The organism is Pseudomonas sp. BB438, assembly GCF_057180225.1.
Window position 1 is genome coordinate 2039641 of sequence record NZ_CM170001.1, and the last position, 17332, is coordinate 2056972.

The following is a 17332-nucleotide window of genomic DNA, read 5'->3' on the forward strand; positions in this document are numbered from 1 at the left end:
CTAGTAATCGATGATTATGTTGTAAAAACAACAACTGTTAGTCTGTAGGAGAATGCTGCCATGCACGCCCGTGTGCTTGAAGTCACCCAGCGTATCCAGGCCCGCAGCGCGGCCACGCGACAGCGCTACCTCGACCTGGTCAAGGCAGCCGCCACCAAGGGCCCGCACCGCGGCACGCTGCCCTGCGGCAATCTCGCCCACGGCGTCGCGGCCTGTGGTGATTCCGACAAACAGGCGCTGCGGCTGATGAATCAGGCCAACGTCGCCATCGTTTCCGCCTACAACGACATGCTCTCCGCGCACCAGCCGCTGGAGCGCTTCCCGGAACTGATCAAGGACGCCCTGCGGCAGATCGGCTCGGTCGGACAGTTCGCCGGTGGCGTGCCGGCCATGTGTGACGGCGTGACCCAGGGCGAGCCGGGGATGGAGCTGTCCCTGGCGAGTCGGGACGTGATCGCCATGGGCACGGCCATTGCGCTGTCTCACAACATGTTCGATGCGGCGCTGTGCCTGGGCGTGTGTGACAAGATCGTCCCCGGCCTGCTGATCGGCTCGCTGCGTTTCGGCCACCTGCCGGTGGTGTTCGTGCCCGCCGGCCCGATGCCCACCGGCATCTCCAACAAGGAGAAGGCCGCGGTACGCCAGCTGTTCGCCGAGGGCAAGGCGACCCGCGAGGAGCTGCTGGCCTCGGAGATGGCCTCCTACCACGCGCCGGGCACCTGCACCTTCTATGGCACCGCCAACACCAACCAGTTGCTGGTGGAAGTGATGGGCCTGCACCTGCCGGGCGCGTCCTTCGTCAACCCGAACACCCCGCTGCGCGACGAGCTGACCCGCGAAGCCGCACGCCAGGCCGCGCGCCTGACGCCGGAGAACGGCCAGTTCGTGCCCATGGCGGAGATCATCGACGAGAAGGCCATGGTCAATTCGGTGGTGGCGCTGCTGGCCACCGGTGGTTCGACCAACCACACCCTGCACCTGCTGGCCATCGCCCAGGCCGCCGGCATCCAGCTGACCTGGCAGGACATGGCGGACCTTTCCGAAGTCGTGCCGACCCTGGCGCGCATCTATCCCAACGGGCAGGCCGACATCAACCACTTCCAGGCGGCGGGCGGCATGTCCTTCCTGATCCGCCAGCTGCTTGACGGCGGCCTGCTGCATGAAGACGTGCAGACGGTGGTCGGCAAAGGGCTGCGTCGTTATATCCAGGAGCCTTTCCTCGATGGTGGCAAGCTGGTCTGGCGCGAAGGCCCGGCGGCGAGCCTGGACGAGAACATCCTGCGCCCCATCGACAAGCCGTTCTCTCCCGAAGGCGGCCTGCGCCTGATGGAAGGCAACCTCGGTCGCGGCGTGATGAAGGTGTCCGCCGTGGCGCCGGAACACCAGATCGTCGAAGCCCCGGTGCGCATCTTCCACGACCAGTCGAGCCTGGCCGCCGCCTTCAAGGCCGGCGAACTGGAGCGTGACCTGGTCGCCGTGGTGCGCTTCCAGGGCCCGCGCGCCAACGGTATGCCGGAATTGCACAAGCTCACGCCATTCCTCGGCGTACTGCAGGACCGTGGCTTCAAGGTGGCGCTGGTCACCGACGGGCGCATGTCCGGTGCTTCCGGCAAGGTACCGGCGGCGATCCACGTGTCCCCGGAGGCGCTCAACGGCGGACCGCTGGCCAGGCTGCGTGACGGCGACGTGGTGCGTGTCGACGGCACCACGGGCGAGCTGCGCGTGCTGGTGGATGCGGCGGAGTGGGAAGCCCGTCCGCTCGTCGATACCCCGGCCATTGATAACCTTGGCATGGGCCGCGAACTGTTCGCCTTCATGCGCAATGCCTTCAGCCCGGCGGAGCAGGGGGCTTGCAGCTTCACTGCCGAGCTCAACGGCGCAAACTGACCCGCTCCCGTGCGACGTGGCTGCCTGCCGGTCGCACGGGGCGTTTCCGGCGCTGTCCTATGCTGGCATGATCCCGCGCCGCCACCTTCCAACCCACTTCCAGGCCCGAGCCCGCAATGAACTCCAACAATGCTCAGTCCTCCTCCAACGGTTTCGCCCTGGTCGGCGACATCGGCGGCACCAACGCCCGCTTCGCCCTGTGGCGCGGTGAAGTCCTCGAGTCCATCCAGGTCCTGGCGTGCGCCGATTACCCGCGTCCGGAAGACGCCGTGCGCGACTACCTGCAGCGCGCAGGCCAGCCGTTGTCTGCCGTCGAGAATGTCTGCCTGGCCTGTGCCGGGCCGGTCGGCGCCGGCGATTTCAAGTTCACCAACAACCACTGGGTGATCAAGCGCGACGCTTTCCGCGCTGACCTGGGCCTGAGCCACCTGCTGCTGGTGAACGACTTCAGCACCATGGCCTGGGCTGCGTCGCGGCTGTCGGAAGAGCACCTGGTGCAGGTGCGCCCCGGCAAGGCGCTGGAAGGCCGCGCCAAGCTGATCATCGGTCCGGGAACGGGCCTGGGCGTCGGTAGCCTGATGCCGTTGCCGGGTGGCGGCTGGGACGTGCTGCCCTGCGAAGGCGGCCACGTCGACCTGCCGGTAACCTCCGAGCGCGATTTCGCTCTCTGGCAACTGCTGCGCGAGAAGTACGGCCACGTCTCGGCGGAGCGTGTGCTCTCCGGGAGCGGCCTGGAAAACCTCTACCGCATGAGCTGCCAGCTCGATGGCGTGGAGCCGAAATGCGCCACCGCCGCCGAGATCGGCGAGCGCGCCATGGCCGGCGATGCCTACGCCGACTCGGTGCTGGAGCACTTCTTCATCTGGCTGGCGCGGGTCGCCGGCAATGCCGTGATGACGGTCGGCGCGCTGGGTGGCGTGTACATCACCGGCGGCATCGTCCCGCGCTTCCTTGAACGCTTCCAGCGCAGCGGCTTCGCCGAGGCGTTCCGTACCCGTGGCAAGACCAGCGGGCCGTACCTCGATCCGGTGCCGGTGTGGGTCATGACGGCGGATCATCCGGGCCTGTTCGGCGCCGGCGTCGCCTTGGAACAGGCGCTACGCAACGAAGGCTGACTTAGCGTTTCACCCCTGAAAACAACAAAAACAAAGGACGCCCGAAGTGAACCAGCCTGCCCGATCCATCCTGCTGGTGGACGATGACCAGGAAATCCGCGAGCTGCTGGAAACCTACCTCAGTCGCGCCGGCTTCCAGGTGCGCAGCGTGGCCGATGGTGAGAGCTTCCGCCGCGCGCTGTGCGACGAGGACGCCGCCCTGGCGATCCTCGATGTGATGCTGCCCGACGAGGATGGCTTCAGCCTGTGTCGCTGGATTCGCTCGCACCAGCGCCATGCCTGCATGCCGGTGATCATGCTCACCGCCAGTTCCGATGAGGCCGACCGCGTGGTAGGCCTGGAGCTGGGCGCCGACGATTACCTCGGCAAACCCTTCAGCCCCCGTGAACTGCTGGCGCGGATCAAGGCCTTGTTGCGCCGCGCGCAGTTCACCCAGGTCCGCGGTGGCGAAGTCATCGCCTTCGACGACTGGCGGCTGGATACCATCAGCCACCGACTGTTCCACGAGGACGGCGAGGAACATTTCCTCAGCGGCGCCGACTTTGCCCTGCTCAAGCTGTTCCTCGACAATCCCCGGCAGATACTCGATCGCGACACCATCGCCAGCGCCACCCGAGGCCGCGAGGTGATGCCGCTGGAGCGTATCGTCGACATGGCCGTGTCGCGCCTGCGCCAGCGCCTGCGCGACACCGAGAAACCGGCGCGGCTGATCCAGACCGTGCGCGGCAGCGGTTACCTGCTGGCCGCCCAGGTTCGCCCACACCTCGCCGGCCATGAGTGAACGCCGCCGCCGGGCCCTGGTGCCGCGCTCGCTGCTCGGCCGCATGCTGCTGCTCACCCTGCTGGCGGTGCTGATCGCCCAGGGGCTGTCGAGCCTGTTCTGGATTTCCCACCTGCGCACCAGCCAGCGCGATGGCCTGCTCACCAGTTCGCGCAGCCTGGCCTACTCCATGGCGGCCAGCGTCAGCTACTTCCGCTCGTTGCCCATCGGCTACCGCCCGCTGGTGCTCGACCAGCTGCGCAGCATGGGCGGCACGCGCTTCTTCGTCTCGCTCAACGAACGCCCGCTGAACCTGCGCGCGCTGCCGGACACCACCAACAAGCAGGCGGTGATCGACATCGTGCAGGACGTGCTGCACCAGAAGCTGGGCAAGGACGTCGAGCTGCAGGTCGAATTCGTCAGCCCGGACGACCTGCGGCTGTTCAACGGCGAACTGAAGCTGGAGGAACTGCCGCGCTCCTGGGCGCACTACGCGCTGACCCTGGAGCCGGTGAACCCGCCGGTGCTGGTCACGCAGATCCGCATCGGCCAAAGCGAGTGGCTGTACATCGCCAGCCTGATGCCGGCGCCCTATGTCACCCTGGAGCCCGAGGGCCTGCCACCGCAGCAGGTCATCTCCATCGTCTTCACCAGCCTCCTGCTGCTGCTGTTCACCGGCCTGCTGGTGCACTGGCAGAGCCGCCCGCTCAAGCGCCTGGCCCGCGCCGCCCGCGACATCGCCCTGGGCGGCGAGGAACAACCGCTGGAAGAGAGCGGGGCGAGCGAACTGGTGGAGGTCTCCCGCGCCTTCAACACCATGCGCGAGCGCATCGACCGCTACGTCAACGAGCGCGCCCAGTTGTTCAGCGGCATCTCCCATGACCTGCGCACGCCGATCACCCGCCTGCGCCTGCGCGTGGAGCTGCTGGAGGACGAGCAGGCGCAGGACAAGTTCAGCCACGACCTCGACGAACTCGAGCTGCTGGTGAAGGGCGCGCTGCAATGCGTGAAGGACACCGACATCCACGAGAACGTCGAGCCGGTGGACCTCAACCAGTTGCTGCAATACGTCGCCGGGCCCTATATCGCCGATGGCCGCGTCGAGGTCCTGGGCGCGGCGCTGGAGCCCTATCCGGGCAAGCCGTTGGCGCTCAAGCGCTGTATCGGCAACCTGCTGGACAACGCCCTGAAATACGGCGGTCGCGCCCAGCTGAGCATCGAGGATGATCCCGACGCGGTGGTCCTGCACGTCGACGACCAGGGCCCCGGCGTGCCGGAGCAGCGCCTGGAAAAAGTCTTCGAGCCGCGCTTCCGTCTCTCCGAACGCGGGCAGGGTTATGGGCTGGGCCTGGGCATTGCGCGCAACATTGCGCATACGCATGGAGGGGAAGTCACTCTGCAGAATCGCCGTGAGGGTGGATTGCGGGTGACGTTGAGGTTGCCGCGGTTGGCGGTGGAATAGGGCGGTTGGTTTCTCTCGGCCGCTCCGGAGTGCCTGGTTATTGCGCCCCTCTCCCTAACCCTCTCCCTGAAGGGAGAGGGGACTGTTCGAAGCAAGTGGTAACGAACGAGTCAGCCTGACACTGTTGTCTGCGCAAGCGCATGGGCCTACAGGCGGCTCGGAAAGCTCCCTCTCCCTTCAGGGAGAGGGCTGGGGAGAGGGTGGTGGGCCGAGGCACTAGCCTCCAGCAGTACTCCCTCTGGAGCTCCGCCAATGTCATCCCGCCTCACCCAATTCTCCAAACAACTCCGCACCGACCAGACCGAAGCCGAACGAGCTCTCTGGCACCACCTGCGCGCCCACCGCTTCCTCGGTCTCAAATTCCGCCGACAGAAAGTCATCGGGGCTTACATCGTCGATTTCATTTGTCACGAACGCATGTTGATCATCGAACTGGATGGTGGGCAGCATCTGGATTCTTTCACCGACCGTGAGCGTGATGCTTGGCTCAAGAGCAAGGGTTTCACGGTGCTCCGGTTCTGGAATCATGATGTGTTGTTGAAGATGGATTCGGTGCTGGAGGCAATACGCCTGGCGATCGATGGGGACGCTTTTCCCTCTCCCCAACCCTCTCCCTGAAGGGAGAGGGGGCCGCTCGGAGTTAGACGAGGCCTCTGCGTCAGCCGGCCCCCGTTGGTAGTTGAAAGCTGCGACCGCATCAGGCGAACTGCACACCTGGCACGGCAGAGGACAACTCCCTCTCCCTTCTGGGAGAGGGCGGGGGAGAGGGTGGTGGGCCGAAATGCAGAGGCTTAAAAAATGCTCCAAGACGCTTTTCAATCCCCAATTTTCCCGACGCTCAACCCACCCCAATGTCACCACCTCGTGACAATCAACCATCGCTTCGTTACCCGGAGGGCCAGATGCCTTGGATAGACTCGGACCATCGCAAGCGCAGACTTGCCTCCAATAACAAGAACAAGGTGCTCCCCATGAATGCGATCCGTCGCCTGTCGGCCGCCATCTGTCTTTCCTCCTTCTGTCTCTCCCCAACGCTGGCTCACGCCGGTGAAGTCGAAGTACTGCACTGGTGGACGTCTCCTGGTGAAAAGCGCGCCGCCGAAACCCTGAAGAAACTCGTCGAGGCCAAGGGGCACACCTGGAAGGACTTCGCCGTTGCCGGTGGCGGTGGCGAGGCGGCCATGACCGTGCTGAAGACCCGCGCCGTTTCCGGCAACCCGCCGGCCGCTGCGCAGATCAAGGGGCCGGATATCCAGGAGTGGGGCGAACTGGGGCTGCTCGCCGACCTCGACAATGTCGCCGCCGAAGGCAAGTGGGATCAGCTGCTGCCCCCGCAAGTCGCGCAGATCATGAAGTACAAGGGCGACTACGTGGCCGTGCCGGTCAATGTCCACCGGGTGAACTGGCTGTACATCAACCCGGATGTCTTCAAGAAGGCAGGCGCCACGCCGCCGACTACCCTCGATGAACTCTTCGCCGCCGCCGACAAGCTCAAGGCCGCCGGTTTCACGCCATTGGCCCATGGCAGCCAGCCCTGGCAGGACGGTACGCTGTTCGAGAACCTGGTGCTCAGCAAGATGGGCCCGGAGGGCTATCGCAAGGCCTTCGTCGAGCTGGACAAGCAAACCCTCACCGGTGCGCAGATGGCCGACGTCTTCGCCGCGCTGAAGAAGCTGCACAGTTACGTCGACGCCGACGCCGCCGGCCGCGAGTGGAACGTCGCCACCGGGATGGTCATCAACGGCAAGGCCGGCATGCAGATCATGGGCGACTGGGCCAAGAGCGAGTTCACCGCCGCCGGCAAGGTGGCGGGCAAGGACTACCAGTGCCTGCCATTCCCGGGCACGCAGAAGGCCTTCGACTACAACATCGACTCCCTGGTGATGTTCAAGCTGAGCAATGCGGAGAACCGCAAGGCCCAGGAAGACCTGGCGCGTGCGGTGCTCGACCCGTCCTTCCAGAAGGACTTCAGCCTGAACAAGGGTTCGATCCCGGTGCGCCTGGACGTCGACATGACGCCCTTCGACAGCTGCGCCCAGCAGTCCATGAAGGACTTCAAGGCCGCTTCCGCCAGCAACAACCTGGTGCCGAGCATGGCCCACAGCATGGCTGCCTCCAGCTACGTGCAGGGCGCGATCTTCGACGTGGTCACCAACTTCTTCAACGACCCCGCCGCCGACCCGCAGAAGGCCGCGCAGCAACTGGGCGCCGCCATCCAGGCTGCCGCGCAGTAAGGCGCTCGCCGGCTCCGTCGCGGAGTCGGTCTCTCTTCCGACAGAACGACTCCGGGCCGCCACGGCAGCCCGGGTGGGCTCACTCATCCTCGAGAAAGCAGATGGCGACCCGATCTCCGACTTTCACTCCTGCAGCCAGCCCCCGCACTTCGCTGCTCGATGCACTGCAGGCCTGGCTGCCGAAGCTGGTGCTGGCCCCGAGCATGCTCGTGGTGCTGGTCTGCGTTTACGGCTACATCGGCTGGACGCTGCTGCTGTCCTTCACCAATTCACGTTTCATGCCGGCCTATACCTGGGCCGGTATGAGCCAGTACCTGCGCCTGTGGGACAACGACCGCTGGTGGGTGGCGAGCAAGAACCTGCTGCTGTTCGGCGGCCTGTTCATCGGCGTCTGCCTGGCGCTCGGGGTGTTCCTCGCAGTGCTGCTGGACCAGCGCATCCGCCGCGAAGGCTTCATCCGCACGGTGTACCTGTACCCCATGGCGCTGTCGATGATCGTCACCGGCACCGCCTGGAAATGGCTGCTCAACCCCGGCCTGGGCCTGGACAAGCTGCTGCGCGACTGGGGCTGGACCGGCTTTCGCTTCGACTGGCTGGTGGACCCGGAGCGGGTCGTCTACTGCCTGGTGATCGCCGCCGTGTGGCAGGCCTCGGGCTTCGTCATGGCGCTGTTCCTCGCTGGCCTGCGCGGAGTCGACCCGGCCATCGTGCGTGCCGCCCAGGTGGACGGCGCGAGCCTGCCGACCATCTACCTGCGCATCGTCCTGCCTAGCCTGCGCCCGGTGTTCTTCAGTGCGCTGATGATCCTCGCGCACATCGCCATCAAGAGTTTCGACCTGGTGGCTGCGATGACAGCCGGCGGGCCCGGCTACTCCTCCGACCTGCCGGCGATGTTCATGTACGCCCACACCTTTACCCGCGGCCAGATGGGCCTGGGCGCGGCCAGCGCGATGCTGATGCTGGGCGCCGTGCTGGCCATCGTCGTGCCGTACCTGTACTCCGAACTGCGGGGCAAGCGCCATGACTAACGCGACCCTCAAACCCGCCCTCAGCTTCAGCCGCCTGGCGGTGCACGCGACCCTCTGGGGCGCCGTGGCGCTGTACGTGATCCCGCTGCTGGTGATGCTGCTGACCAGCTTCAAGTCGCCCGAGGACATCAGGAACAGCAACCTGCTGGCGCTGCCGGACGTCTTTACCGTGATTGGCTGGGTGAAGGCCTGGGGCGCGGTGGGCGACTACTTCTGGAACTCGGTGAAGATCACCGTGCCGGGCGTGCTGATCTCCACCTTCATCGGCGCCATGAACGGCTATGTGCTGTCCATGTGGCGCTTCCGTGGATCGCAGCTGTTCTTCGGCGCGTTGCTGTTCGGCTGCTTCCTGCCGTTCCAGGTGATCCTCCTGCCGATGTCCTTCACCCTCGGCAAGCTCGGCCTGGCCAACACCACCACCGGCCTGGTGATGGTCCACTGCATCTACGGCCTGGCCTTCACCACGCTGTTCTTCCGCAACTACTTCGTGGCGATTCCCGATGCCTTGGTGAAGGCCGCGCGGCTGGACGGCGCCGGCTTCTTCACCATTTTCCTGCGCATCCTGATGCCGATGTCCACGCCCATCGTGATGGTCTGCCTGATCTGGCAGTTCACCCAGATCTGGAACGATTTCCTCTTCGGCGTGGTGTTCGCCAGCGGCGACGCCCAGCCGATCACCGTGGCGCTGAACAACCTGGTGAATATCAGCACCGGGGTGAAGGAATACAACGTCGACATGGCCGCCGCGATGATTGCCGCGCTGCCCACGCTGGTGGTCTACGTACTGGCCGGCAAGTACTTCGTGCGCGGGCTCACTGCCGGCGCCGTCAAAGGTTGAGGTAAGCACCGATGTCCACCCTTGAACTGCACAACCTGCACAAGTCCTACGGCGCGGGCCTGGCGGACACCCTGAAATCGATCAACCTGTCGATCGATTCGGGCGAGTTCCTGATCCTGGTCGGCCCCTCCGGCTGCGGCAAATCCACCCTGATGAACTGCATCGCCGGGCTCGAGAACCTGACCGGCGGCGCCATCCTGGTGGATGGCCAGGACATCAGCGGCATGAGCCCGAAGGATCGTGACATCGCCATGGTGTTCCAGTCCTATGCGCTGTACCCGACCATGAGCGTGCGCGAGAACATCGCCTTCGGCCTGAAGATCCGCAAGCTGCCCAGGGCCGAGATCGACGCCGAGGTGGCGCGGGTTTCCAAGCTGCTGCAGATCGAGCACCTGCTGGAGCGCAAGCCTTCGCAGCTTTCCGGCGGCCAGCAGCAGCGCGTGGCCATGGGCCGGGCGCTGGCGCGGCGGCCGAAGATCTACCTGTTCGACGAACCGCTGTCGAACCTCGACGCCAAGCTGCGCGTGGAGATGCGCACCGAGATCAAGCTGATGCACCAGCGCCTGAAGACCACCACGGTGTACGTGACCCACGACCAGATCGAGGCCATGACCCTGGGCGACAAGGTGGCAGTGATGAAGGACGGCATCGTCCAGCAGTTCGGCACGCCGCAGCAGATCTACAACGACCCGGCGAACCTGTTCGTCGCCAGCTTCATCGGCTCGCCACCGATGAACTTCATCCCGCTCCGGGTGCAGCAGCAGGGTGGGCGGCTGGTTGGCCTGCTGGACAGCGGCCAGGACCGTTGCGAGCTGTCGCTGCAACTGGATGTCGGGGGCATCGAAGGCCGCGAGCTGATCCTCGGCGTGCGCCCGGAACAGGTGCAGCTTGCCCTGGATGGTGCCAACGGCCCGAGCGACCTGCGCGCCGAAGTCGAGGTGGTCGAGCCCACCGGCCCGGACACCCTGGCCTTCGTCACGCTCAACGGCGTCAAGGTCTGCTGCCGCCTCGCGCCGGACCAGGCGCCGCAGCCGGGCTCATCCCTGCAGCTGCGCTTCGATCCAACCCGGGCGTTGCTGTTCGACGCGCAGAGCGGCGAGCGCCTCCGCGCCGAGCCCCGCGGCGACGGTGCGAACAAGGTGACGCCGCTGGCGCGGCAGAAGCATTCCTGAAGCAACCCCTGCCTGTAACAACCCCTGCCTGTAACTACGCTAGAAACCACGACAACGAGGACGCTGGAGATGCACAAGAACAACAAGAACCGGCCTGCAGCACGAACCCTGGGCTGCCTGCTCGCACTGGGCTGCGTGGGCAACGTCGCCCACGCTGCCGATGCCTTTTCATCCGAGTCCAAGTGGGGCCTGGGTGACTGGGGCGGCAAGCGCACCGAACTGCTGGAGCAGGGCTACGACTTCAAGCTCGACTATGTCGGCGAGGCCGCCAGCAACCTGGGCGGCGGCTACGACCAGCACACCACCGCGCGCTACTCCGACCAGTTCGCCCTGGGCACCCACCTGGACCTGCAGAAAATCCTCGGCTGGGACGCCACCGAGTTCCAGCTGACGGTCACCGAGCGCAGCGGCCGCAACCTCTCCAACGACCGCATCAGCGACCCGCGCGCCGGGCAGTTCAGCTCCGTGCAGGAAGTCTGGGGCCGCGGCCAGACCTGGCGCCTGACGCAGATGTGGATCAAGCAGCAGTACTTCGACGGCGCGCTGGACGTGAAGGTCGGCCGCTTCGGCGAGGGCGAGGACTTCAACAGCTTCCCCTGCGACTTCCAGAACCTGGCCTTCTGCGGCTCGCAGGTGGGCAACTGGGTCGGCGGCATCTGGTACAACTGGCCGGTCAGCCAGTGGGCCGCCCGGGTGAAGTGGAACTTCAATGACCAGTGGTACGCCCAGGTCGGCGCCTACAACCAGAACCCGTCGAATCTTGAGACCGGCAACGGCTTCAAGCTCAACGGCAGCGGCACCAAGGGCACCATCCTGCCGGTGGAACTGGTGTGGATGCCCAGGGTCGGCGCCCAGCAACTGCCCGGCGAATACCGTCTGGGCTACTACTACAGCACCGCTGAGGCCGACGACGTGTACGACGACGTCAACGGCAACCCCCAGGCGCTCACCGGCGAGCCGGCCAAGAGCCACAGTGGCAAGCACGGTTGGTGGGTAGTGGCGCAGCAGCAGGTCACCGCGCACAACGGTGATGCGTCCCGCGGCCTGAGCCTGTTCGCCAACTTCACCGTGCATGACAAGGCCACCAACACCGTCGATAACTACCAGCAACTCGGCGTCGTCTACAAAGGCCCGTTTGACGCGCGGCCCAAGGACGACATCGGCTTCGGCGTGGCGCGCATCCACGTCAATGACGATGTCCAGGATCGTCAGCGCCTGGCCAACCAGGTCAACGGCATCGACGACTACGACAACCCGCTGTACCAGCCCATCCAGGACACCGAGTACAACGCCGAGCTGTACTACGGCGTGCACGTGACCAATTGGCTCACCGTGCGCCCGAACCTGCAGTACATCCGCCATCCGGGCGGGGTGGACGAGGTGAACAATGCCGTGGTGGCCGGCCTGAAGATCCAGTCCAGCTTCTGACTGCTCCCGGGTGCGAACCTGGCCCGTCCTTGCGACGGGCCTTTTTTCATTGGCGCGGGCGCTGCGTCTGACTAGGCTTTGCGGTTAGAATCGCGGCCTTTTCTATACTATGTAGTGAAACTACAGAGATCTTCACGCCCCGGAATGTCCGGGCAGGGATTGGATCAGGACATCCGGACAATGCTCGAGCATCCGCTGCAGCGCTTTTTTCATTCCATGCGGGGCAAGCGCCCCTTCGACTGGGTGCGCTTCCAGCGTCGCGACCTGCTGCTCATCGATCATCCGCAGTGCCAGGCCGTCTTCAGCCGCCAGGGCGCGCAACTGCTGCACTTCCAGCCGCGCGGTGCGCGTCCGCTGCTCTGGTGTTCGAGCCAGTGGCCGAGCCTGAGCACCGCGCCGATCCGCGGCGGCATCCCGGTCTGCTGGCCCTGGTTCGGCAGCCACCCGGTGGAAGCCGACTGGCCGCAGCACGGCTGGGCGCGCCAGCGCGAGTGGCGCATGCTCGATGCCTGGGCCGACGACAGCAAGGTGGTGGTCAGCTGGCAACTGGACATCGAGGACTGGCACGTGCGCCTGGAAGCGCGCCTGGGCCAGGACCTGGACATCGAACTCTCCAGCTACCACGAGGATGACAGCGACTGTCTGTTCAGCTTCGCCCTGCAGCCGTACTGGCGCGTAGGCTCGCTGCGTCGCTCGGTGGTCCACGGGATGGAGCTGGAAGGCAAGGCCAGCGGCCTGCCCAACACCTGGGCGCCGCGTGGCGCGGTCAAGCAGGTGCTCTACAACACGGGTTCCCTGGTCCTGGAAGATGCCGGCTGGCAACGCCGCCTGCGCATCGACAAGAACACCAGCGCCGGCAGCGTCATCTGGCACCCGGGCAGTCGCGCGGTCGAGCAGGTGGAGCCGGGCGAGGCGGAACGCTTCCTGTGCATTGGCGCCGCCGGTTATCGCGCGGGCGGTCTGATCCTCGCCCAGGGCGAGCGGATGCTGCTGAATTTGCGCGCCGGGCTGGTCTGACCAGAATCGGTTTCGCGCACGTTTACCTGCCTGGGCGGCGCATTGGAACACACTTGCAGGAGCTGGCCATGCCCGCGGTCACGCGCATGGCCAGCTCCTGCAGCGTCTCGGGGAGAGAGGTGAGCGGACAGCCCCTCACCGAGGCCATCCGCAAGACGAGGGTTGCGCCCTCAGGACGGTTGCTGAGGCGTGCCCAGCAGCGACTTGCCGGTTTTCTTCTGCCGCTTGGCCATGCGTTTTTCATGCGCGGTTTTCAGCGGCTTCTTCTTCGCTTGTTTCTTCGCGTCGAGACCTTTCATGAGCCTCTCCTCCAACGGGATGCCCTCGGGCCGAGAGCTGACAGCTTCAGCATAGTCTCGACAGGCGCGGCCGTTCAGCCGGCGGTCAGGCGCTCCAGTTCGCGGCGCACCATGTTGGCGTAGTGCGGCGGGCTCAGCTGGTACAACTCGCTGGCCACCCAGGGCAGCCAGCGGCTGCCGAGGCTATCGCGCTCGGCCAGCAGGCGCTGGGCGTCGGCCTCGGCGCGCTGGGCGTGTTCCTGGTGGTAATTGGCTCGGCTCTTCATCGGTGACGTGTCAGGTCTTGGCGCAGCTCAGGGACTGCGGGTCGATGGTGATGCTGGCGAGCGGCTTGGTGTCGCTGCCCGTGTATTCATGGGTGACGCTCAGGTGGTGTTCGCGGAAGCGCTGCAGCAAGTCGGGTTGCTGGCAGGTGGTGTCCTCGAGCTGCTTCTTCAGACCGTTCTCGAACTTGGCGCGGGCACCCAGGTCCATGGCGTCCAGGCGCAGGTTGGCGATGGCGTAGCGGTAATACAGCATCTTCTTCGCCGGGTCGAGCTGCACGCTGTTGAGGGTGGTCACCTTGTCCACCTGACGCGGCAGGTTGGACTTGGTCACCTGGTCGAAATAGTCCGCCGATTCCTTGAGGAATTTCGCCTCGTCAGGGGAGTCGTCGGCGTGGACGGCAAGGCTGCTGAGCAACAGGAGGGGCAGGGCGAGTCGGGCAAACGGCATGGGAGGTTCCTGTACGGCTGATGGGAGTACTGCGATGGCGTGGGTTCAGCAGGTGCGACAGCCAGGGCCTGGACGGGTTCGACCGGGAACAGGCTGATGGCGCGCTCATGGCCTGTGAGTGTAGAGCACCGCCGGCCGCTGGCTGCTCGCCCGGCGATTCTTTTGCGAGTAGGCTTGCGCACGGCCATCTCCCCCCTTTCACCGCAGGTTTGCTCTCCCGCCATGATCGAACTGACCCAACTCGACCTCCGCTCCGACCCCGCTGCACAACGCGTGGTGAAGGACGAAACCGTCACCGTCGAATTCGCTGCCGCGCCCGGTGAGCTGATGAGTCTCGAAGGTCCCAACCGCTATTCCGTTGGCGACGCGATCATCAGCGGTGCAACGGGCGAGCGCTGGGTCGTCTCCCGTGAGCGCTTCGATCCGAAATACCGGCCCGCTGACGCATCCGTCGCCCACGGTGAGCCGGGTGTCTACCGCAACATCCCGAGCCCGGTGCTGGCCCGGCGCATGGATGAACCCTTCTCCCTCCTGCGTTCGATGGGCGGCGACCGTCTGACCGGCGCGGCCGGCGACTGGGTCATGCAGTACGCCCCCGGCGACTACGGCGTGGTGAAGGCCGAGCGCTTCGCCAAGGTCTATCGCCTGGCCGACTGAAACCGTCCCCACGCTGGCCTCCACGCCCCGCCAGCGGCTATGGTCTGTCCTGGCGGGCGCTCTGCGTCGCGCTTTTGTTGCAACTTTGCCGGCGTTGCGCGGGTCCATCCTGCAGCCGCCGGCGGGCGGGACGCTCATCGGGAGGACGGTGCGGGATGCGATTCATGGACATGCGCGGGCTCAGTCTGGGGCCCTGGAAACTGATCAGGCTGACGCTGAAGGAGTTTCTCGACGACGAGATGCCCACCTACGCTGCCGCGCTGGCCTACCAGGGGTTGTTCTCGCTGTTCCCCTTCCTGCTGTTCCTCATTGCGCTGCTGGGTTTCCTGCACCTGCCGGAGTTCTTCGACTTCCTCCGCCAGCAGGCCGACTACGTGCTGCCGGCCCAGGCCCTGGAGCAGGTCAATCCGGTGATCGACCAGTTGCAGCAGCGCCAGGGTGGGCTGCTGTCCATCGGTATCGTGGTGGCGCTGTGGTCGTCTTCGGCGGCGGTGCGCTCGCTGATGATCGCGCTCAATGCCGCCTATGACGTGCGCGAGGCGCGCCCGGCGTGGAAGCGCATCCCGCTGTCGCTGTTCTACACCTTCGGCCTGGTGGCCATGCTGATGCTGATCGCCGCGCTGATGATCCTGGGGCCGCAGGTGATGGGCTGGATTGCCGCCAAGGTGGGCCTGGAGGATTTCGTGGTGATCCTCTGGAGCATCCTGCGCTGGCCGGTGATCGTGCTGCTGATGATGATGGCGGTGGCGATCATCTACTACGTCACGCCCAACGTGCAGCAGAAGTTCCGCTTCATCACGCCCGGCTCGGTGCTCGCCGTGGTGCTGTGGATCTCCGCGTCCCTGGGCTTTGGCTACTACGTGAAGAACTTCGCCGACTACAACGCCATGTACGGCAGCGTCGGCGCGATCATCGTACTGTTGCTGTATTTCTACATTTCGTCGGCAGTGCTGCTGCTGGGCGCGGAGCTCAACGCGGTGATCGAACACCATTTGCCCCACGGCAAGGACGAAGGCGAGAAGACCTTCGCGGCAGCCGCACCGGTGCCGGACGAGGGCTAGGGCTGTACCGCCTGGCCGGCGACGGCGGGTGGTTCGCTGAGCAGCGAGTTGACCAGCGCGGTGGCCTTCTCGAAGGACGGGTAACCGCTCTTGGCGACGTCCAGGTTGGCGTAGTCGTCCAGGTACTGCCGCGCTTTCTGCGGGTCGGCCTGCTCCACCAGGAAGGGCTCCGACCAGATCTTGTAGAGCAGCGCCACGGCGTACGGCTGACCTGCGTCGGCGGCCTTGTCCAGCAGCTCCAGCACCTCGTCGACTTGCGGGCCTTCCTTGATCTTCAGCAGCGCCATGTAGAAGCTCGCCTCGCCGCGTACGTCCTTCTCGAGGGAGCGGGCGAGCAGCGCCTCGGCCAGCTCGTAGTTGGCCAGGTCGCCACTGGCGATCAGCAATTTCGCCTGCAGCATGTCGTTCTGGTAGAGCAGGCGCTCCTGGCGGCAGGTCTCGCCGCTCAGCGGCTCATCGCACGGGTTGCGGGCGGACGTGGAGCAGCCGGCCAGCAGCAATGGCAGGGCCAGGGTGGCCAGCACGTAAGGTAGGTGTTGCTTGCCCATGCAAGTCCCTCGGGAGCGAATGTCAGGGTTCGACCGGTCGGTGGGCGCGCCGGTTCTGCTCAATGGCGAACAGCATAGTCGCTGCGCTTCACCAGGGGCTTACAGGGCCTCGAAACCGGGCAGGCGCGGCAGGCGCTCGATGAGGAAATCGATCAGCGCGCGGGTCCGGGCCGGCAGGAAAAGGCGCGAAGGATACAGCAGACTGGCCTCCTGGGTAGGTCCGTGCCAGTCCGGGAGCAGACGCTGCAGGCTGCCGTCGGCCAGCAGGTCGGCGACCAGCCAGGCCGGCGTCAGCCCGAATCCGGCACCCAGGCAGTAGCTTTCGCGGATCGCCAGGGAGCTGTTCACCGTGTAGCGACTGCGGGTAGCAAGGTTCAGCGCGCGGCCGTCGGCGTGGCGAAGCAGCAGGTTCTGCCCGGCGTCGAGCCAGGCGAAACGCAGGTAGTCGGCCAGTGGCAGGTCCTCGGGCTGGTTCAGTCTGGGCTGGCGTGCGAGCCACGCCGAAGCGGCCACCAGGTAACGTGGCGAGCGGGCCAACGGACGGGCGATCAGTTGCTCCGGTAGCTCGCCGCCCAGGCGCAGGGCGAGGTCGATGCCTTCCTCGGCGAGATCGACGAAGCGGTCATTGAGCAGCAGTTCCACCTCGACGTCCGGATGCCGCTGCATGAACTCCAGCAGCAGCGCATTCAGGCGCAGCACGCCCAGGCTCACCGGCGCGCTGACACGCAGGCGGCCGCGGACGTGCTCGGTCTCGCCACGCGCCTCGCTGACGCCTTCGGCGAAGCTTTCCAGGGTCTGCCGGGCATGCTCGTAGAAGCGTCGGCCCTGTTCGGTGGGCTGTACACGCGTAGTGCTGCGGATCAGCAGCTGTGCGCCGACCTGCCGTTCCAGCGCGGCCATGGTCTTGCTCACCGTCGGCTGGCTGCTGCCGGACTCGCGGGCCACGGCGGAAAGGCTGCCCAGTTCCACGGCGCGGACAAAACAGTGCAACGCCTTGAGCGTATCCATGTCCTATTCGTTTATCGAATGACGGGTCTTCAAATATGCCGTCTACCGCTGTGAATGGGAATGGCCCAGCCTGTGACCAACCCGTCACCGAAACCGAGGAATGC

At 65.6% G+C, this 17332-nt stretch carries 18 protein-coding genes; 13 read left to right on the forward strand and 5 right to left on the reverse strand.

Features of this window, described 5'->3' with window-relative positions:
- Positions 1–60 precede the first annotated feature (60 nt).
- From edd to AC1ZV1_RS09625, 11 genes are all read left to right on the forward strand, one after another.
- Positions 61–1887 carry a phosphogluconate dehydratase gene (gene edd / locus AC1ZV1_RS09575; RefSeq protein WP_484296496.1) on the forward strand — a complete coding sequence of 609 codons (1827 nt, stop codon included), beginning with the start codon at positions 61–63 and terminating at the stop codon, positions 1885–1887.
- Between the two features lie 116 nt (positions 1888–2003).
- Positions 2004–3002 (forward strand): glucokinase, encoded by a 999-nt coding sequence (locus AC1ZV1_RS09580; RefSeq protein ID WP_484296497.1) that lies wholly within the window; start codon positions 2004–2006, stop codon positions 3000–3002.
- Positions 3003–3048: 46 nt separating this feature from the next.
- Positions 3049–3783, forward strand: a complete 735-nt coding sequence (locus tag AC1ZV1_RS09585) for a response regulator (protein WP_081518033.1) — start codon at positions 3049–3051, stop codon at positions 3781–3783.
- 19 nt (positions 3784–3802) lie between these two features.
- The gene (locus AC1ZV1_RS09590) at positions 3803–5224 is read left to right on the forward strand and encodes an ATP-binding protein (protein ID WP_484297533.1); all 1422 of its coding nucleotides are present in this window, start codon (positions 3803–3805) and stop codon (positions 5222–5224) included.
- A 252-nt stretch (positions 5225–5476) separates the two neighbouring features.
- Positions 5477–5842, forward strand: coding sequence for an endonuclease domain-containing protein (locus AC1ZV1_RS09595; RefSeq protein ID WP_484296499.1), 366 nt, complete (start codon positions 5477–5479; stop codon positions 5840–5842).
- A 353-nt stretch (positions 5843–6195) separates the two neighbouring features.
- Positions 6196–7458 (forward strand): ABC transporter substrate-binding protein, encoded by a 1263-nt coding sequence (locus AC1ZV1_RS09600; protein WP_484296500.1) that lies wholly within the window; start codon positions 6196–6198, stop codon positions 7456–7458.
- Between the two features lie 101 nt (positions 7459–7559).
- Positions 7560–8486, forward strand: a complete 927-nt coding sequence (locus AC1ZV1_RS09605) for a carbohydrate ABC transporter permease (RefSeq protein WP_484296501.1) — start codon at positions 7560–7562, stop codon at positions 8484–8486.
- The gene (locus AC1ZV1_RS09610; RefSeq protein ID WP_484296502.1) at positions 8479–9324 is read left to right on the forward strand and encodes a carbohydrate ABC transporter permease; all 846 of its coding nucleotides are present in this window, start codon (positions 8479–8481) and stop codon (positions 9322–9324) included. The genes AC1ZV1_RS09605 and AC1ZV1_RS09610 overlap by 8 nt, the downstream gene beginning before the upstream one ends.
- Before the next feature lie 11 nt (positions 9325–9335).
- Positions 9336–10496, forward strand: a complete 1161-nt coding sequence (locus tag AC1ZV1_RS09615; protein ID WP_484296504.1) for an ABC transporter ATP-binding protein — start codon at positions 9336–9338, stop codon at positions 10494–10496.
- 69 nt (positions 10497–10565) lie between these two features.
- Complete coding sequence (locus AC1ZV1_RS09620; protein WP_484296505.1) at positions 10566–11924, forward strand: carbohydrate porin; 1359 nt, start codon at positions 10566–10568, stop codon at positions 11922–11924.
- A 180-nt stretch (positions 11925–12104) separates the two neighbouring features.
- Positions 12105–12941 carry an aldose epimerase family protein gene (locus AC1ZV1_RS09625; protein ID WP_484296506.1) on the forward strand — a complete coding sequence of 279 codons (837 nt, stop codon included), beginning with the start codon at positions 12105–12107 and terminating at the stop codon, positions 12939–12941.
- Positions 12942–13111: 170 nt separating this feature from the next.
- On the opposite strand, the gene AC1ZV1_RS09630 is transcribed toward AC1ZV1_RS09625, so the two are convergent.
- The 3 genes from AC1ZV1_RS09630 to AC1ZV1_RS09640 all read right to left on the reverse strand — a co-directional run bounded on the left by AC1ZV1_RS09630 (position 13112) and on the right by AC1ZV1_RS09640 (position 13954).
- Positions 13112–13240, reverse strand: coding sequence for a hypothetical protein (locus tag AC1ZV1_RS09630; RefSeq protein ID WP_017516671.1), 129 nt, complete (start codon positions 13238–13240; stop codon positions 13112–13114).
- 74 nt (positions 13241–13314) lie between these two features.
- Positions 13315–13506, reverse strand: a complete 192-nt coding sequence (locus tag AC1ZV1_RS09635) for a hypothetical protein (protein WP_484296507.1) — start codon at positions 13504–13506, stop codon at positions 13315–13317.
- 10 nt (positions 13507–13516) lie between these two features.
- Complete coding sequence (locus tag AC1ZV1_RS09640; protein WP_484296508.1) at positions 13517–13954, reverse strand: hypothetical protein; 438 nt, start codon at positions 13952–13954, stop codon at positions 13517–13519.
- Between the two features lie 222 nt (positions 13955–14176).
- On the opposite strand from AC1ZV1_RS09640, the gene AC1ZV1_RS09645 reads away from it, so the two are divergent.
- Together AC1ZV1_RS09645 and AC1ZV1_RS09650 are read left to right on the forward strand one after the other, a co-directional pair.
- Complete coding sequence (locus tag AC1ZV1_RS09645) at positions 14177–14611, forward strand: PGDYG domain-containing protein (protein WP_484296509.1); 435 nt, start codon at positions 14177–14179, stop codon at positions 14609–14611.
- A 155-nt stretch (positions 14612–14766) separates the two neighbouring features.
- Positions 14767–15672 carry a YihY/virulence factor BrkB family protein gene (locus AC1ZV1_RS09650; RefSeq protein WP_484296510.1) on the forward strand — a complete coding sequence of 302 codons (906 nt, stop codon included), beginning with the start codon at positions 14767–14769 and terminating at the stop codon, positions 15670–15672.
- On the opposite strand, the gene AC1ZV1_RS09655 is transcribed toward AC1ZV1_RS09650, so the two are convergent.
- Positions 15669–16220, reverse strand: a complete 552-nt coding sequence (locus tag AC1ZV1_RS09655) for a hypothetical protein (RefSeq protein ID WP_484296511.1) — start codon at positions 16218–16220, stop codon at positions 15669–15671. The genes AC1ZV1_RS09650 and AC1ZV1_RS09655 overlap by 4 nt on opposite strands.
- Positions 16221–16319: 99 nt before the next feature.
- The gene (locus AC1ZV1_RS09660) at positions 16320–17228 is read right to left on the reverse strand and encodes a LysR family transcriptional regulator (protein ID WP_484296512.1); all 909 of its coding nucleotides are present in this window, start codon (positions 17226–17228) and stop codon (positions 16320–16322) included.
- Positions 17229–17332: the final 104 nt, after the last annotated feature.

Bases quoted from the DNA above. Each gene is read 5' to 3' on its own strand.
- AC1ZV1_RS09640 (WP_484296508.1), bottom strand. From the start codon at position 13,954: ATGCCGTTTGCCCGACTCGCCCTGCCCCTCCTGTTGCTCAGCAGCCTT.
- AC1ZV1_RS09655 (WP_484296511.1), bottom strand. From the start codon at position 16,220: ATGGGCAAGCAACACCTACCTTACGTGCTGGCCACCCTGGCCCTGCCA.
- AC1ZV1_RS09610 (WP_484296502.1), top strand. From the start codon at position 8,479: ATGACTAACGCGACCCTCAAACCCGCCCTCAGCTTCAGCCGCCTGGCG.
- AC1ZV1_RS09630 (WP_017516671.1), bottom strand. From the start codon at position 13,240: ATGAAAGGTCTCGACGCGAAGAAACAAGCGAAGAAGAAGCCGCTGAAA.
- AC1ZV1_RS09615 (WP_484296504.1), top strand. From the start codon at position 9,336: ATGTCCACCCTTGAACTGCACAACCTGCACAAGTCCTACGGCGCGGGC.
- AC1ZV1_RS09620 (WP_484296505.1), top strand. From the start codon at position 10,566: ATGCACAAGAACAACAAGAACCGGCCTGCAGCACGAACCCTGGGCTGC.
- AC1ZV1_RS09635 (WP_484296507.1), bottom strand. From the start codon at position 13,506: ATGAAGAGCCGAGCCAATTACCACCAGGAACACGCCCAGCGCGCCGAG.
- AC1ZV1_RS09660 (WP_484296512.1), bottom strand. From the start codon at position 17,228: ATGGATACGCTCAAGGCGTTGCACTGTTTTGTCCGCGCCGTGGAACTG.
- AC1ZV1_RS09580 (WP_484296497.1), top strand. From the start codon at position 2,004: ATGAACTCCAACAATGCTCAGTCCTCCTCCAACGGTTTCGCCCTGGTC.
- AC1ZV1_RS09650 (WP_484296510.1), top strand. From the start codon at position 14,767: ATGCGATTCATGGACATGCGCGGGCTCAGTCTGGGGCCCTGGAAACTG.
- AC1ZV1_RS09595 (WP_484296499.1), top strand. From the start codon at position 5,477: ATGTCATCCCGCCTCACCCAATTCTCCAAACAACTCCGCACCGACCAG.
- AC1ZV1_RS09625 (WP_484296506.1), top strand. From the start codon at position 12,105: ATGCTCGAGCATCCGCTGCAGCGCTTTTTTCATTCCATGCGGGGCAAG.
- AC1ZV1_RS09605 (WP_484296501.1), top strand. From the start codon at position 7,560: ATGGCGACCCGATCTCCGACTTTCACTCCTGCAGCCAGCCCCCGCACT.
- AC1ZV1_RS09645 (WP_484296509.1), top strand. From the start codon at position 14,177: ATGATCGAACTGACCCAACTCGACCTCCGCTCCGACCCCGCTGCACAA.
- edd (WP_484296496.1), top strand. From the start codon at position 61: ATGCACGCCCGTGTGCTTGAAGTCACCCAGCGTATCCAGGCCCGCAGC.
- AC1ZV1_RS09600 (WP_484296500.1), top strand. From the start codon at position 6,196: ATGAATGCGATCCGTCGCCTGTCGGCCGCCATCTGTCTTTCCTCCTTC.